At 38.4% G+C, this 17,699-nt stretch carries 13 protein-coding genes; 9 read left to right on the top strand and 4 right to left on the bottom strand.

Features of this window, described 5'->3' with window-relative positions:
* From DWA31_RS17005 to DWA31_RS16990, 4 genes are all read left to right on the top strand, one after another.
* A partial coding sequence (locus DWA31_RS17005; protein ID WP_114327761.1) for a TonB-dependent receptor occupies window positions 1–2,000 on the top strand: 2,000 nt, incomplete at its 5' end.
* A gap of 106 nt (window positions 2,001–2,106) precedes the next feature.
* On the top strand, window positions 2,107–2,373 hold the full coding sequence (locus tag DWA31_RS17000; RefSeq protein ID WP_114327760.1) for a hypothetical protein: 267 nt from the start codon (window positions 2,107–2,109) through the stop codon (window positions 2,371–2,373).
* A complete protein-coding gene (pnuC, locus tag DWA31_RS16995) occupies window positions 2,373–3,041 on the top strand; it encodes a nicotinamide riboside transporter PnuC (RefSeq protein ID WP_245942661.1) in 669 nt (222 codons plus the stop codon). The genes DWA31_RS17000 and pnuC overlap by 1 nt, the downstream gene beginning before the upstream one ends.
* A 5-nt stretch (window positions 3,042–3,046) precedes the next feature.
* Complete coding sequence (locus DWA31_RS16990; protein WP_114327759.1) at window positions 3,047–3,973, top strand: phosphotransferase; 927 nt, start codon at window positions 3,047–3,049, stop codon at window positions 3,971–3,973.
* On the opposite strand, the gene DWA31_RS16985 is transcribed toward DWA31_RS16990, so the two are convergent.
* The 3 genes from DWA31_RS16985 to DWA31_RS16975 form a co-directional block, all read right to left on the bottom strand.
* Window positions 3,905–4,345, bottom strand: a complete 441-nt coding sequence (locus tag DWA31_RS16985) for a hypothetical protein (RefSeq protein WP_114327758.1) — start codon at window positions 4,343–4,345, stop codon at window positions 3,905–3,907. The genes DWA31_RS16990 and DWA31_RS16985 overlap by 69 nt on opposite strands.
* Before the next feature lie 144 nt (window positions 4,346–4,489).
* Entirely contained in the window at window positions 4,490–6,280 is a 1,791-nt protein-coding gene (locus DWA31_RS16980) for a sodium:solute symporter family protein (protein ID WP_114327757.1), read from the bottom strand.
* A complete protein-coding gene (locus DWA31_RS16975; RefSeq protein ID WP_114327756.1) occupies window positions 6,280–6,531 on the bottom strand; it encodes a DUF4212 domain-containing protein in 252 nt (83 codons plus the stop codon). The genes DWA31_RS16980 and DWA31_RS16975 overlap by 1 nt, the downstream gene beginning before the upstream one ends.
* A gap of 479 nt (window positions 6,532–7,010) precedes the next feature.
* On the opposite strand from DWA31_RS16975, the gene DWA31_RS16970 reads away from it, so the two are divergent.
* The 5 genes from DWA31_RS16970 to DWA31_RS16950 all read left to right on the top strand — a co-directional run bounded on the left by DWA31_RS16970 (window position 7,011) and on the right by DWA31_RS16950 (window position 14,771).
* Window positions 7,011–8,879 carry a putative nucleotidyltransferase substrate binding domain-containing protein gene (locus DWA31_RS16970; protein ID WP_114327755.1) on the top strand — a complete coding sequence of 623 codons (1,869 nt, stop codon included), beginning with the start codon at window positions 7,011–7,013 and terminating at the stop codon, window positions 8,877–8,879.
* Window positions 8,879–9,580, top strand: coding sequence for an exonuclease domain-containing protein (locus DWA31_RS16965; RefSeq protein WP_114327754.1), 702 nt, complete (start codon window positions 8,879–8,881; stop codon window positions 9,578–9,580). Before DWA31_RS16970 ends, DWA31_RS16965 begins: the two co-directional genes overlap by 1 nt.
* A gap of 414 nt (window positions 9,581–9,994) precedes the next feature.
* A complete protein-coding gene (locus DWA31_RS16960) occupies window positions 9,995–11,566 on the top strand; it encodes a methyl-accepting chemotaxis protein (protein WP_114327753.1) in 1,572 nt (523 codons plus the stop codon).
* A 245-nt stretch (window positions 11,567–11,811) separates the two neighbouring features.
* The gene (locus DWA31_RS16955; RefSeq protein WP_114327752.1) at window positions 11,812–12,870 is read left to right on the top strand and encodes a DcaP family trimeric outer membrane transporter; all 1,059 of its coding nucleotides are present in this window, start codon (window positions 11,812–11,814) and stop codon (window positions 12,868–12,870) included.
* Between the two features lie 266 nt (window positions 12,871–13,136).
* Window positions 13,137–14,771, top strand: coding sequence for a methyl-accepting chemotaxis protein (locus tag DWA31_RS16950; RefSeq protein ID WP_114327751.1), 1,635 nt, complete (start codon window positions 13,137–13,139; stop codon window positions 14,769–14,771).
* Window positions 14,772–15,188: 417 nt separating this feature from the next.
* On the opposite strand, the gene DWA31_RS16945 is transcribed toward DWA31_RS16950, so the two are convergent.
* The gene (locus DWA31_RS16945) at window positions 15,189–17,594 is read right to left on the bottom strand and encodes a Tex family protein (RefSeq protein WP_114327750.1); all 2,406 of its coding nucleotides are present in this window, start codon (window positions 17,592–17,594) and stop codon (window positions 15,189–15,191) included.
* Between the last annotated feature and the right edge of the window lie 105 nt (window positions 17,595–17,699).

The raw sequence follows: 17,699 nt of genomic DNA, 5'->3' as shown, positions 1-17,699 counted from the left end.
ATATTGAAATTAAACAACGCAATGCCCAACACCTTGAGGAATTAATAGCGGCTAGTCCCAACGTTAATTTTGCCAGTGGCTCACAACGTGCTCGTTATTATCAAATCCGCGGCATTGGTGAACGTAGCCAGTTTAAAGAACCAATTAACCCTTCTGTTGGCATGATCATTGACGAGGTAGACTTTACCGGTATTGGCAGTATTGCTAATTTATTTGATACTAGCCAAGTTGAAATTTTTCGCGGACCACAAGGCACTCGTTTTGGTGCAAATGCCTTAGCAGGTATGATTAATATTACTACGAATGCACCAGCAGAAGAGTTTGAAGGCGCGATTAAAGTAGATGCTGGTAATTATGACAGCTACGGTCTAGGTTTAGCACTTTCAGGGCCGGCTAGTAATGATGTTAATTATCGTTTTACGATAAATAAACATGTTAGCGATGGTTATATGGAAAACGTCTACCTCAACATGGATGACACCAACAACCGAGATGAGTTAAACATTCGCGCCAAATTATCAATTGCAGCCACTAACGACTTAACCATAGATCTTACTGGTTTTTATTTTGATTTCAACAATGGATACGATGCCTTTTCATTAGATAACACCAGAACAACCTACTCGGATGAGCCTGGCTTTGATGATCAAGAAACTAAAGCCTTAGCTGCAAAATTCACCTATCAAGGCTTTGATGCTTTTACTTTAGTATCGATATTGAGCACTGCTGATTCTGATCTTGCTTACGGCTACGATGAAGACTGGGCCTATGCGGGTATCTCTTATCCTGAAAATATTGAAAATCAAGATTACGCTTACTGGGAATATACTTCTAAAGATCATTATTTCCGTGAAAAATCAGTACAAACTATCGAACTAAGAGCACTATCAGACGTGGGTAACGAGCTTTTTAATGGCACAACGTCTTGGGTGACTGGTGTATATTTCAAACAAGATGATGAAGATTTACAACGACTACATACTAAGCCAGCCAAGAGTTTCACTTCAAGTTTTGATACGCGATCTATTGCTGTTTATGGACAACTTGATAGTCAATTAAATAATCAATGGTCATTGATTACAGGGCTTCGCCTTGAACAACGTAGTGCCGATTATGATAAATCAGACGGATTTACTGATAACCTTGATGATACTATGATTGGTGGTAAGTTAGTGCTTAGTTACCAACAAAATGATAGTAGTTTTTGGTATGGTTCAATCAATCGCGGCTATAAAGCAGGTGGTGTAAATACCGATGGTACCCTACCTGATGAGCTACGTACCTTTGACCCAGAGTATTTAACCAATTATGAAATCGGTTATAAAGTTTCACTTCTTAATAACGATGCTTATGTGCGAACGGCCATATTTTATATGGACAGAACCGACATGCAAGTGAAAAGCTCTCAAATCATTTTGAGTGACGATCATAGTGCAGATTTTACTGAATACTTAGGTAATGCGGCCTCAGGTAATAACTATGGTCTAGAAATAGAATCTGCATGGCAGGTAACCGACACCATCAACCTTTACGGCTCTTTAGGCTTACTCGATACTGAATTCAATGACTTCATTACCGCCGACGGTCAGTCATTAAGTGGTGAAGAACAAGCTCACGCGCCAAATTATCAATTTAACATTGGTGTTAATTATCAACCAACCGATGCTTGGCTATTCAATATATCACTGGACGGTAAAGATGAATTCTATTTCTCTGATACAAGATATTATGATTATAATGGTAATGAATCTGTAGAACTTGATGAGGCTATCCCTGAACAGGATGTAAAATCAAAAGCTACGGTATTACTCAACGCCTCAATTTCTTATCTAGCAGATGATTGGCAAGTAAAACTTTGGGGTCGTAACTTGACCGACAAAGACTATGCAAACCGTGGATTTTACTTCCCTAACGATCCACGTGACGGCTATGTTCCAAAACAATATACGTTATTATCTGAACCACTCATTTTTGGTGTGACACTAGATTATCAGTTTTAACCGAAAATTTTAGCCTTATCTACACGCTCAGACAGGCAAATAACTTTTGTTTTTCTGGAGCGTAAGCTAGAGTAATATAGAAAATCAGGGCAATTAAGGAGTTTTTATGAAAATATCAATCGAGTTAAGCTTATACCCATTAGCCATGGATAATTTTAAAGATGAAATCTGGGCCTTCATCAAGCGCCTTCGTCAAGTTGATGGTTTAAACGTGGTAACAAATGGTATGAGCACGCAAGTATTTGGTGATTATGACCTAGCAGTAACTAATGTAATGCACGAAATTAAACAGGTTCATAGCACGACAAATGCCGCCGTATTTGTCTGTAAATTTATTAATGGTGATCGCTCACAAGTAGAAGCAGAAAGCTAGTGACTGATTTACTTGTTAGCTTGAGTGAATACCTATCAAATCTAGCTGGGCTTGAACTTGTTGCCATGCTGCTCGCCCTTGCCTATATAATTCTAGCCGCACAAGGTTCACTGTGGTGTTGGCCTGCTGCCTTTATTAGTACTGCGTTATACACAGTTGTTTTTTATGATGTGCTGCTTTTAATGGACAGCGCACTCAATGTTTATTACTTGGTAATGGCGGTTTATGGTTATTGGACTTGGCAGAAAAGCACTTCCGTAGACGCCATTCAAAATCATCCGACCAAAACTACTCCGTTAGCTATAATTTCGTGGTCAGCTAACAAGCATTTAAAAATTTGCCTTACCTTAACGATTATTTCCTTGATACTAGGTTATATAATTGCCAATTACACCCCTGCTTCTTTCCCTTACCTTGATACTTTTACCACCGTTTTCGCTGTCTTCGCAACATATTTAGTCACTCAAAAAGTATTAGAAAACTGGTTATATTGGATAGTTATTGATGCGGCTTCAATTTATCTATATATAGAAAAAGGGTTAATACCTACCACGGTATTATTTATCATTTATGTCATTTTTGCCGCTTATGGTTACTTCAAGTGGCAAGCAATTTATAGAGAATCTAAAGCAAATCAAATCAATTTATCTGACATAGTTGCGGGTTAACTATTGTGAAAGATGCACTTAGCGCTTTATCTTGTTTTACTCAGGTGGAAAATATTTCAATAATAGCACCTGGATTAAGTCAACATTGCTTTAAAGTCAATGCTGATAACAAGGTCTATTTTGCTAAAACCATCAGCGACAACACAGAAGTGTCTATGGCGTTATCCGCCGGTGAATCAGGCCTTAGTCCAAACGTTGTTTATCATGATCAACATTGGCTCATCAGTAACTTTATCAACGCTAACAATCTGGCGCTTAGTACAATAGTGTCCGATGAAAAAATAAATCATGCAATTAAGTTGATGGTGCAATGTCATCAGTTGAAGGTAGAACCTGCTGAATTAGTCGTAAAAGATATTATTAACTCACTCGTCAACAACTTAGCTTATTCTGCGCTACAACAAACCGAACTATGTCAACTTGCTGACTTGATTTCACCGCCACTGAACATCAGTAGAAATATTGTTTGTTGTCATGGGGATTTGAATTTTAGTAATGTGTTAATAAACCTAAAGCAACGCACTTGGTTAGTCGATTATGAATGCGCTTGTACTGCACCGATTGAATATGATTTAGCTATGTTTATCGCGGTGAATGGTCTGGCTAGCGATGAAGTTTCAATAATTATTGAGCAATACGAATATCAATCGTCTGTATACGTTGATCCGCGATTACTCAATCACTATCTATTGTTTTGTTACTTTATTAATACCTTGTGGTATTTCAATGCTTATCAAGAAAAAATACGATCTGAAGAGTCTAATTCTCAAAGTACTAGTACTGAACATAATAAAGCACTATTAAAACACGCCCAAAAACAGTGGTACGCGCTTCATTCATCACTAAAGATTGATGATTCTCCGCTACTTAGTGGTTTGAGTATAAAACTCACTAATATATTGCCCGCCCTTGATCTTAATAATCAAACGTAATTTATAACTATCGCCTTTATTACTAACTAAACTACGTAATTGCGTCTTACTACGCCAATAATAAGGGCTTTTTTTCATACCTAATGGGTAAGCTGTTACTTTGTCGTGTTTATCCACTAAAAATAGCGTTGCGGTATCTAATGGAAAAGTAGAGTTAACCTCTGTAACACCAGCTTCATCAGAAATATTTACTTTAAATTCACCTGATTTAAGTACACAACTTTTATTAATTATATCGCAATGCCCTTCTGGTGCTAATTGAATGATTTTTGCTCTAGCAGCAACACTCTCACCGTAGTAATCAGCGCCAACATAACCTAATATCGCAAGAAAAGGAGCAACCATAAAAGCGGCTTTAAGATGTCTATTCATATTATTTTCTATTTAATTTCTATTTATTATAACAGGAGGGTAATTTAACAGAAAAAGCTAGACGACTCTTTATAAAAATTGTCGTCTAGCTTTTATTTTTTAGATTTTACTCAATATTCAATAATTAAATGTTGAGCTTATATCTTAGTGGTCGTGCGCTGCTGCACAATCACCTGGTGCACGCATGTTGTCTACCATCTCTTGAATATGAGCTGGAGCTGGACCAGTTACTTGAAGTACCGCGAACGCTACTGCAAAGTTAACTAGTGCACCAACCGCACCAAATGCGTTAGGAGAAATACCCATGAACCAGTTAGGACCCATGTCACCTAGGAATGCAGTACCTGGAATAAACATAATGCCTTTATGTTGGAACACATAAAGCATAGTTATACCGATACCAGCACACATACCTGCAATTGCTGCTGTACCACTCATTTTCTTAGAGAATATACCCATCATTAATGCTGGGAAGATACTTGATGCCGCTAAACCAAAGGCTAGTGCAACCGTACCTGCAGCAAATCCTGGAGGATGTAACCCAAGGTAACCAGAGATCAATATTGCTATAGTCATAACGATACGACCCGCAAGTAACTCATTTTTCTCTGATAAATCAGGTGTTAATACGCCCTTCATTAAATCATGTGAGATAGATGAAGATATTGCTAACAATAAGCCCGCAGCAGTAGATAACGCAGCCGCTAGACCACCGGCAGCAACTAAAGCAATTACCCAGTTAGGTAAATTAGCAATCGCAGGGTTAGCTAGTACCATAATGTCACGGTCAACTTTAACCATTTCATTTGGAAGTAATACTATCTCTTCCCCAGTCATTGAATTTGTTTTGGTGATAGTTTCATCTGTTGTATTAGATGTATACTGAATTTTGCCATCGCCATTTTTATCTTCAAATTTCAATAAACCAGTTTTTTCCCAGTCTTTGAACCATTGTGGACGTTCGTCATAAACAAGGTTCTCACCTGCTGTAGGTTCAATGGTATTCATCAAGTTAAGACGAGCCATTGCGCCAACTGCTGGAGCAACTGTGTAAAGTAAACCGATGAAAACAAGCGCATAACCTGCTGATTGACGTGCCGCTTGTACTGAAGGAACAGTAAAGAAGCGCATAATTACATGAGGAAGACCCGCAGTACCAATCATAAGAGAGATAGTGTAAGCGAACATATTCAATGTTCCGCCTAAGTTACTTGTTGTATACTCTTTAAAGCCTAAGTCAGTAACAACCATATCTAACTTATCAAGTAAGTAAACACCACTACCGTCAGCTAAAGTACTACCTAAGCCTAGTTGTGGAATTGGGTTACCCGTTAGTTGGAATGAAATAAAGATTGCAGGAATGGTATAAGCAAAAATCATTACTACATACTGAGCGATTTGCGTGTAAGTAATACCTTTCATACCACCTAGTACAGCGTATACCCAAACAACGAACATACCGATGCCTAAGCCTAAACCGTAATCAACTTCTAAGAAGCGAGAGAAAGCTACACCCACACCTTTCATTTGACCGATGATGTAAGTTAATGATGCAATGATTAAACAAGCAACCGCAACAATACGTGCAGTTTTTGAGTAATATCTATCAAAAATGAATTCAGGTACTGTGAACTTACCATGCTTACGCATGTAAGGTGCAAGTAGCATGGCTAATAATACATAACCACCTGTCCAACCCATTAAGAAAACTGAGCCACCGTAACCTAAGAAAGCAATTAAACCAGCCATTGAGATAAATGACGCAGCACTCATCCAATCGGCACCAATTGCCATACCATTTTGTAATGGGGTGATACCACCGCCCGCTACGTAAAAATCACTGGTTGAACCCGCACGAGCCCACCAAGCAATTGCGAAGTATAAAGCGAATGTGCTAAATACTGCGATGTAAGTATAGAGTTTTAACTCATCCATTATTTACTCTCCGTATCATATTTTATATCAAGCTTATTCATTTTGTGGCCATACCAAAAAATTAAGCCAAGAAATGCATAAATAGCACCTTGCTGCGCAAACCAAAAACCAAGTTTGTACCCACCTAAACTAATTGCATTTAGCGGCTCTACAAGTAGCAAGCCAAAACCAAATGAAACTACAAACCAGATTGCAAGGCAGATCAAGATGATACGGATATTTTCCGACCAATATGTTTCTTTATTTTCCACAATAGTCTCCTAGCGACGTTATTTTAATTGTTATTACGAAATCAGCGTTTTAATATTATTGTTACGCCAATATTAATGAAAAGCACTTACCATGTAATAATTTTAGAAAAGTGTGGATATAGATTACTTTCAATCACCCCATAACAATAAGACAGAGACAGAAATCCATATTCAACTTTTACTGTTGCTAATTTACCAAGCTTTGTTTTTTGCGGGTATTACACTTTAGTCTAGAACACTGACTATATTGGATTTTTATAGGAGTAAACGTCACCAAACAACCTGAAATAATGGACTTTTTAGCACTTAACGTATTTCAAGTGCAACTTTAGTCTAAATTACTATCTCAGTGGTTGACTGTAAACAGATACCACTCTAGATTAATGTTTAATACTAAGGGTATTAAACGTGGGTATGGATTCGCCTTGAGGGCTCAAATGCTACCTGCAGGCTCCTCTCGATGCAAGCAGACACTAACCATGGATATTGAACTCTCTGAAATCTCAAGCTTTATACAAAGCATTCCTCCCTTTGACACTTTACCAAAACCTGCACTTGCAAGACTAATACGAGAGTTAAGTATTAACTACGTACGTAAAGGCGAAACCTTACCTCCCAAGGGCATCAATGATCCACGTTTATATATTGTTCGTAAAGGCGCACTCAGTTGTATGTCTAGCGATGACGAGCTTATTTCTCGTTTAGGGGAAGGCGATTTATGTACCGAGTTTTGCAAACAAATCTTACACATACCAAACGATATTGAACAAAGAGCGCCACGACAAATACAAAGTGACGAAGACTGCTTAGTCTATAGCGTTCATTACGAAGTGATACGCGATCTTGCTGAGCAATTCCCAAGTATTAATGACTATTTCAGTTATAACTCAGCTCAACGACTCAAACAAAAAATGTCTAAAGCTAATGAAGATGCTGTCATTTCGTCTTCTTTAATGAACACCTCGGTAAGTGATTTTTATCACTCCCCTGTCGTAGGCATCGACGCTACCCAAAGTATTCAACAAGCAGCAATAAAAATGACCGAAAAAGGCTATTCTTGTTTAGTCGTGTTTGATAACACCACGTCAATTGGCATTGTTACTGACAAAGATATTCGCCGTCGTTTCGTCGCTGAAGGCTTACCTTTTACTACCCGTGTTAGCGACATAATGACTCAAAACATCTGTACTATTGATATAAAAGATAGTGCTTATGATGCATTGATGACCATGACCGCCAAGCGCATACATCACTTACTTGTCACAAAACAGGGCGAAGTGGTTGGCATGGTTACCACCACTGATTTAATGAATAATGAAGGTCAAAATGCCGTCAATTTTTCCAGTATTATTAAAAAAGCAAAAAATATAGACGAATTAACAAAAATCAGCAAGTTACTACCAAAACTACAAGTTCGCTTAGCTAAATTAGGTACTAGTTCTGATCATATAGGGAAAAGCATTAGTGCTATTACCATGGCATTTACCAAACGTTTAATTGAAATGGCCGAAGAAAAATATGGTCCAGCACCGGTTCCTTATGCATGGCTTGCAGCAGGCTCACAAGCAAGACAAGAGCAATTAGCTCATTCAGATCAAGACAATGGCATAATCATTTGTAATTCTATGAAACCATACGATGATGCTTGGTTTGAAAGTTTAGCGCATTTTGTTTGTGATGGTTTAGCAGACTGTGGGTTTATTTATTGTCCCGGCGATATAATGGCAACAAACCCCAAATGGCGTCAGCCTGAAAAAGTTTGGCAAAAGTACTTTGATGTATGGGTTGATACACCAACCCCACAAGCATTATTGAACTCTAGTGTGTTTTTTGATTTAGATACCATTTGTGGTGATCGCAGTTTACTTGAGACTGTTCGGACAAATTTACTTAAAAAAACGACAAAAAGTAGTTTGTTTATCGCGCATTTATCCAAAAATGCCTTAGGCTTACGCCCTCCGCTTGGTTTTTTCCGTGATTTTGTTTTAAAGCAAAACGGTGACCACAAAGACACGTTAGACCTTAAACATAATGGCATTGCTCCTATTGTTGATCTTGCCCGTATTTATGCACTTTCTCAGGGGATTAGCGCGGTTAATACTATTGAACGTATTAAGCAAGCCGCTGGCACTGCTGCTATTACCAAAGCATCAGCAGAAAACCTGATAGATGCTTACGAGTTTTTAGGGATTTTACGGGTAACACACCAAGCAAATAAGTTGATGCTAGGGCTTGAGCCAGACAATTATCTATCTCCCACAGAATTGTCAAAATTAGAACGAGAGCATTTGAAAGATGCCTTTAAGGTTATTAAAACACTGCAAGATTCAAGGCAGGCAAGCTTCTAATGGCAATTAAATCATTAATTAACTACTTAGTCGGCTATGAAACCAAACGAAAAAAACTCTTAAAGAAAGTGCCAAAGGGTCCTTTGCACGACTTTTTGTCTGTACCTTTTCCTGCACTGGACACCCCTATAGATAAACTGCCTATATTAGCAGTAGATTTTGAAACTACAGGCCTTGATGCCAAAGTCGATAAGTTGCTCAGTGTCGGTTTTGCTTCAATAGATCAAGAGCAAATAAAACTAAACACCAGTTACCATCAAATAATTAAAGCTAAAACACTACTTGAAGAAAGTAACGTAATTATCCATCAAATTACCGATGCTCAAAAAGAACAAGGGCAACCACTAGGCGTCGTCGTAGAAAAACTATTAAAAGCGTTAGCCGGCAAAGTAATGTTAGTTCATTTTGCCCGAATTGAACGACAGTTTTTACAACAAGCTTGCCTTGAGCTTTATGGTTTTAGGCCTGATTTCCCTATGATTGATACCTTAGTTGTTGCTAAGCGACAGCTTGATAAACGAGATGTCTCTTACGATCCCTCGGAATTACGTTTGTCAAATTTACGGCATCAATTTAAACTACCCGATCACCATGGCCATGATGCGTTAAATGATGCTGTCGCCACAGCAGAATTATTACTCGCTCAAATGGCAAACAGAGCCGATTCTGACAACGTAATACTCAAAGATATTATTTTATAAATTGGTAACTACTCACCTATCGTCACTCCCGAGATTTCTTTGCCTACATGGATGTAGGGTCTAGCTTTGGTCTGGACACCAAAGCTGAATCGGGAGTCTACTGTTTAAAACAGGCAGATTCCGGCTTAAGACACAACCGGAATGACGTGCACGCTGGGTATGGTGAATAATTACCAAAAAACGAACTAAAGTCTAATGGTTCCATTTAGCTATCCTCGTATGCTAAGGTTGGAAAGTTAAAAACTCTACAAGCCTATGCACATAGCTCAGGAACGTCATTCCCGTGGTGTCTTAAGCGGGAATCTTAGTCTAAAGTGACGAGATCTTCGATTAAAACACCTCAAAGATGACGTCAATAATTAAATCCTGAGTGAACTACATAGGCATGAAACTCTATGCGGTAAAGGTAATTACATGAATAATCAAACAACTCCTATCATTTTTTATGCGCTTATTAGCGCAATACTCATTGCACTCTTTCATTATTATGGTGCTAATCTTTTTAACTCACCTTTACATACTGCATTTGGGCTCGCGACTTTAAGTTTTCTATTAATTTTTTTCACTGCAAAACATAACCAAATTACCTCAGATAGTGAACCAGAAGAAGAATCGACGCAACCGTTTACAAAAATTGGCGAAGAAATTGGCATAAAGGCTAGTGAGTTGGCGATAAATTCAGCGGAGATTAGCTTTTTTTTAGCGCAATTAAGTACCGCAATTGAAAAGTCGAGTGAAGATGTTGATCGCCTTGCTACTGCAGCAGAACAAATGTCTGTTAATAGCAACCAAATAAATGACAATGCTGGTTTAGCCTCACAACAAACGAGCCAAGCAATGAACGCTAGCAGCGAGAGTTACAAACAATTAACCGAGAATATAACTGTCGTTAACCAACTGAATGAATCAGTGAATAATGCTTCTGAAAAAATAAAATCACTGGAGCAAAAAGCAGCTGAAATACAAAGCATAACGGATGTAATTGATGGCATATCTTCTCAAACCAACTTATTAGCATTAAATGCTGCCATTGAAGCAGCTAGGGCTGGCGAACAAGGTCGGGGTTTTGCTGTGGTAGCTGATGAAGTAAGGGCTTTAGCCGCAAAAACAGCTGCTGCTACCAAACAAATTGGCGATATGTTAAATCAGATTAGTAATGAAACAAATGAAACAACTACGGTAATGACCACTATTGTTCAGCAAACCGATAGTGTTGTTAATACCATGACCGATCTATCACAATCGTTCGCTGACATTGACCAATTGATGGCCGACTCATCCGCTGCCAGTGATCACATCAGTCATGCTTTACAAGAGCAAGATTTAGCGGCTGCTGAAATATCATCTTCCGTGGTCAATTTGCATGATTTTCTTATTGATAAAAGTAAAGAAACTCAAGCAGTATCTAAGCAGGCACAAACACTTTCTAATGGTACCGAATCTATTTTTATTCATCTGTCTGAATTTGAGGGGGATACTTTAGTTAATAGAATGTGTAGCCAAGCAGAGTTAGCAGCAAAGCATGTGAGTGAGTTATTTGAACAAAGCGTAACCAATAATAAAATATCACTACAGCAACTATTTGACTTCAATTACCAAGAGCTAGGCAATACAAAGCCACCAAAATTTACCACTAGCTTTGATCAGTTTACCGATAGAAATTTACCAAGCATTCAAGAGCCATTACTACAAAACTTCTCTGAAATGATTTATGCCGGAGCCGTCGATTTTAATGGGTATTTTCCTACCCATAATAAATGCTTTTCTAAGCCACTAACCGGAAATGTTGATGTAGACATGATGAATAGCCGTACTAAACGTATGTTTAATGATGCAACAGGTATACGCTGCGGCCAACACACTGACAAGTTTTTATTACAAACTTATAAGCGCGATACAGGCGAAATTATGCATGATGTTTCTGCGCCAATTTTTGTGCAGGGAAAACATTGGGGCGGTTTCAGAATTGGTTTCAAGGCCAACTAACCTATTGTATAACGAGAAAATCTTCACTTTTCGACTAAAGTCTAAGCTAAAAAATGACATTTTAGACTTAGGTCTAATTTCCTTTAAAGACAATTAATCCTACCTTATTAACAGAATAATAATTGAACATCACTTTTACATTACCTTGAAAAAAATATTGAAAAAATGATGTAACAAAACTGAAGCGAAAGAGACCAAGAGCTCCGCTTTACAAATGAAACACAACAATAAAATGGGAATACATAATGCTTAAGAACTCACTTTTTAATAAGAGTAAACTACTACTGGCCACAGGTTTATTAACAATGGCTGGCGCAGCTAATGCTGGTTATACTTTCGACTTAACTGATAATGATTCAATCACCTTTGGTGGTTACATCAAAGCAGACGTACGTACAATTGATGGTGATGTTAGCTCACCAATAACCAATAATGATTACTGGATTGGTCACGGTGCTAATACTGATGACCTTTCAACAACCAAATTTTCAGTCAATGAAACTCGTTTTAATGCTAAATACGTTCATGGCGATGTTACTGGTTTTATTGAATTAGATTTTTTAGGTGGTGGTGGTAATCAAATCATCTCTAATTCATCAAATCCAAGATTACGCCACGCTTTTATCAAATATAAAAATGTCTTAGTGGGTCAAACTTGGACTACATTTATGAACACTAGCGCACTTGCGGAAGCGGCTGATTTTGGTGGTCCATTAAATGCGTCTTCGTTTATTAGACAAGGGCAAATCCGCTACACAAACGGCGGCTTACAACTTTCTTTAGAAAATCCATTTTCAGACGAAGGTGATGCTTCGGAAGATTCAATTCCTGATTTTATTGCTAAATACACCTTCAAAGGTGATTGGGGTAATGTTTCAGTTTCAGGTTTAGCTCGTCAGTTAAACACTGTTGGTGGAGAAGAAGAAACAGCTATTGGTTACGGCATTGCTGGTCGCATTAAAACAGTCGGTAAAGATGATATCCGCTTTCAACTGCACGGTGGTGAGACGGGTCGTTATGTGGGTGTAGTTGCCGCGAGAGATTTAGTGGGTGAAGAAGTTGAAGAAACAACCTCATACATGGTAGCTTACCGTCATTTTTGGAATGATGACACACGCTCAACTGTATTTTATGGTAGCACAGACGCTGACGAAGCCGATACAAAGCGTAACCATGTAGCTATTAACCTATTTAAAAACTACACCAAACAACTATCTTTTGGTGTTGAAATAGGTAACTTTGAAATGGATGAAATAAGTAAAGACTCTAACTACTTACAATTCTCAGCTAAATACGTTTTATAGTCTTTAGCTAAAACTTAACTACCTTGCGTTAGTTAACCTCCAACCGAGGTTATTTTATGGGGAAGCTTTTGCTTCCCTTTTTTTAACAAAAATGTATCAATTATTTGCCCTGATAGTTATTTCTAGTGACATTCCTAGGCATCACAATCAAAAAACAATCACGCCTTTCATCTTTTATCACATTAATTAACCGACACTTTTTTGTAAAGACAACTAAACTTAATCATTTTCATTTTCATTTTCATTTTCATTTTTAAAGGGAATTTATGAGTTTTTTACGTAGATACACTATTCAACAACGTTTAATATTACTTTTGGCACTGGTAATAGCTGGATTGATCATTTTAAGTTCAATTAGTTTATCAAAAGCATATCAGTCTATATTACAGCAAAAGTACAGTGCTAATCAGCAAGTCGTTGAAACGGCTTATAGTGTGGTAGAGCACTTTTATCAACAGCAAAATGATGGTGTTTTAACTGAAGAACAAGCTAAGAAACAAGCTATTGATGTATTTAAAAGCCTTAGATATGATAAAACTAATTATTTTTGGATAAATGATTTTTCACCAACAATTATTATGCATCCCATTAAGCCAGCATTAATTGGTAGAAATGTGGCTGATCTCAAAGATGTTGATGGTACCAACATCTTTATCCAAATGGTAAATATCGTTCGAGCGAAAGGTCAAGGTTTTGTACCGTACAAATGGCCAAAACCGGGTGTTGATGACCCTGTTGAAAAAATATCTTTTGTTAAAGGTTTTACGCCATGGCAATGGATTATTGGCTCTGGTACTTATATTGATGATATAGACGATGTTTTCTCCTCACAACGGAACACTTTGCTTTCCTACGCCCTCGTCATAGTTATCATTATTGCCATACTAGGATACTTTATTGGTAAAAGTATTATTATTCCAACCCATGCTGCTTCTAATTTAATGAAGGATATTGCCCAAGGCAACGGTGATTTAACTCATACTTTGGACAGTAACGGGCGCGATGAAGTGTCACGCTTAGCCCATTATTTTAATGAGTTTACCACTAAAATGCGGGCCTCTTTAACCGATATTTCAAAAAACTCTGACCAAGTATTAGAACATGCTGACTCTGTTGCCAATGCCAGTCACAGTGCTCAGTCGCTAACACAAAATCAAAATGATATTACTGCGCAAGTTGCTACCGCGATGGAACAAATGACTTCACAAATTCGTGATGTTAGCAATAATGCTAATTCTGCCGAGCAGGCGGCTAACGATGCTAGAGTCAATACCACCGCAGGTAAAGACATTGTGTCCAGTACCATTGATCAAATGCAGTCTTTATCAAGTAATATTGACGAGGTATCACAAGTTATTGCTAGTCTTGCTACCGAAAGCGATAATATAGGCTCTGTACTTGATGTAATTCGTGGCATTGCTGAGCAAACAAACCTACTGGCACTCAATGCCGCTATTGAGGCTGCCAGAGCAGGTGAGCAAGGGAGAGGTTTTGCTGTAGTTGCCGATGAAGTTCGCACCTTAGCCAACCGTACAGAACAAAGTACCAATGAAATTCAACAAATGATTCAAAAATTACAATCAGGTGCTCAAGATGCTGTTTCCGCAGTAAAAGTTAGTCAAGATATTTCAAGTCAAGCTGTAGAACAAACGAGTAAAGCCGATGATTCATTATCTGAAATTGATAGATTAATGGAAGTGATTTCTGAAATGAACACCCAGATCGCTCGCGCTACCGAACAACAAACCCAAGCAGCTGATGAGGTGAACTTGCGTATTAATGATCTAGCCGGCATGACCGATGAATCATTAGCTACTTCAGCGCAGTTGAGTGATGCAAGTTTACAACTAAAATCGAGCAGTAATAATATGTCTGAAGTGGTTAATCGTTTTAAGTTTTAAGTTTTAAGTTTTAAGTTTTAAGAGCGCATAAAAAAGCCAGTGAACTATTTCTGTCGAGGAAAAATAGCACTGGCTAAACCATCAAAATTTGTAACTATTCACCTATCGTCACTCCCGAGGTCTTTAAATCTGGAGTCTAGAATTTTAAACACTGAGATTCCAGCTTCAGCTTTGTAGTTCCAGACCAAAGCTAAGTACCTACCTCCTGTAGGCAAAGACACAACTGGAATGACGTCCCTGAGTTATGTGCAAGGCATGCTATTTATTAACTGCAGTTAGCATATGCTACCACCGAGAGCACAGAGAGCACAGAGACACGCTTCGCACTATACAGAGAAATAATCTATAATTACTCAGTTTTATCTCAGTGGAGGACGCAGTCCCTCAGTGTGCTCTGTGGTTAATTTTACTTTATAATTATTTCTTTAGCTTGGCAAATGCATCAGCAAAGGCGTTACCCATAGCGGCATTATCGATTGGTTTAGCTTTAGGTTTATGCTGCTTTCTTTGGTTAGGCTCTGGTGATTTAGCATTTGAAGTTTGCTTATTACTTTGCTCATAACTTTGCTTAGTACTTTGATGCTTTTGACTTGTCGCGTGTGGTTTAACTTTTGAACTCTGCTCACTAACGTTATCATTTAGACGCATCGTTAAACTGATGCGTTTACGCGCAACATCCACTTCTACCACTTTTACTTTGACAATTTCACCTGCTTTTACAAACTCACTAGGATCTTTAATAAATTTATCCGTGATCGATGAAATATGTACTAAACCATCTTGATGCACGCCAATATCGACAAAAGCGCCGAAATTAGCCACGTTAGAAATAATACCTTCTAGTACCATACCAACCTTTAAGTCTGACATTTTATTAATGCCGTCGGCAAAAGTAGCAGTTTTAAATTCAGGTCTTGGATCACGACTGGGTTTAGCTAATTCACTAATGATATCTTTTATCGTCACTTCGCCAAATTGCTCTGTCGCTAACTCACTAATATTCACCTGTTTTAATTGCTCGTTATTATTTAATAAACTAGCACTATCAAGGCTCAGTTGTTCAATGATTTTTTCAACAATAGGGTAGGTTTCAGGGTGAACTGCACATTGATCCAGCGGATTATCGCCACCACTAATACGTAAAAACCCTGCTGATTGTTCAAACGCTTTTGGCCCTAAACGCGCAACTTTTTTCAATTGTTTACGGTTGGTAAAAGCACCCTGCTCATCTCGAAAACTGACAATGTTATTGGCCATGGTTTTATTTAAACCTGCCACACGCGTTAATAATGCCGCTGACGCGCTATTCAGGTCAACCCCAACAGCATTTACACAATCTTCCACCACATCATCAAGGCTTTGACTTAATTGGCTTTGACTAACATCATGTTGATATTGGCCTACGCCAATGGCTTTTGGATCTATTTTCACTAACTCAGCCAATGGATCTTGCAAGCGTCTGGCAATAGAAACCGCGCCACGTAGTGACACGTCTAAATCAGGAAATTCATTCGCGGCAAACTCTGACGCAGAATAAATGGATGCACCTGCTTCGGAAACAACCATTTTTTTGAGTTTTTGAGGCTCAAATTGACTGATAACGTCACTGACTAATTTATCGCTTTCACGTGAACCTGTACCGTTACCAATAGCAATTAGCTCAACTTTATATTGGCGACAAATATTCACTAAGGTGCGTACTGACTTATCCCAATGATTTTGTGGTGCATGAGGAAAAATAGTGGTGGTATGTAATAACTTACCTGTGCTATCAACAATGGCAATTTTACAACCGGTACGTAAACCGGGATCTAAACCTAAGGTCACTTTTGGGCCCGCTGGTGCTGCCATTAATAAATCAGTTAAGTTTGTCGCAAATACTTTAATGGCTTGCTGTTCAGCTTGCTCACGCTGATGGCTTAACAACTCATTACTTAAACTAACACTTAACTTAGTTTTCCATGCCATGCGCACGGTATTTGTTAAAAAACTAGCCGCCGCTTGCGCCTTACCTTGTGCTTTACCTTGTGAAACACATCGTAAGGTTAAATGTTCACTGATGATTTGCTCTGCACTGGAAACACTCGTGCTTTCTTGACCAGGGTCGACATCAATCTTTAATTGTAAAAAACCTTCATTTCGCCCTCGTAACATCGCTAATAGTCGATGTGATGGCACCGTTTTCAATTTTTCACTGTGATCAAAATAATCACGAAACTTTGTCGCGGCTTGTTCTTGCCCTTTAATTAATTTAGCCGTTAAATGCGCTTGTTTTAAAATGTGATTACGCAATTTTTGCAATAAGTTAGCATCCTCACTAAAACGTTCCGCTAAAATAGAACTAGCGCCATCTAACACAGCCTTAACATCATCAAAGCCCGCTGACTTATTCAAAAATGACAACGCTTCTTGTTCTGGTTTCAGCTGCCAGTTGTTAAATAAACTATTAGCCAGTGGCTCAATCCCTGCTTCGATAGCCATTTGCCCTTTGGTACGGCGCTTGGGTTTAAAAGGTAAATATAAATCTTCTAAGCGGGTTTTGTTATCCGCATTAGCAATTTGCTTTGCTAACTCAGCCGTTAATTTATCTTGCTGCTTGATACTTGTTAGTATCACCTGACGACGAGCATCTAAATCACGTAAATAACTCAACCGTTGTGCTAAATGACGTAGATGATTATCGTCTAACCCTTGCGTTGCCTCTTTTCTATATCGAGCAATAAATGGCACCGTGTCACCCCCATCTAGCAACGTGATGGCAATATTGATTTGACTAGTTTTGACGTTAAGTTCTTGAGCTATTTGTTCGGCAATGGCTGACATTAATTTACAGTTCCGGTTTTAGTATTAGATTTCTGGTAATTATTTACTGACTCTGATCCTGTCGCCCTTCGACTGCTCGTTCCTCACGCTCAGGGTGAACGGTAT

The organism is Candidatus Colwellia aromaticivorans, from assembly GCF_003333305.1.
Taxonomy (GTDB): Bacteria; Pseudomonadota; Gammaproteobacteria; order Enterobacterales; family Alteromonadaceae; genus Colwellia; species Colwellia aromaticivorans.
Note: the sequence above shows the minus strand (reverse complement) of the source record. Positions and strands in the feature narration are given on the sequence as shown.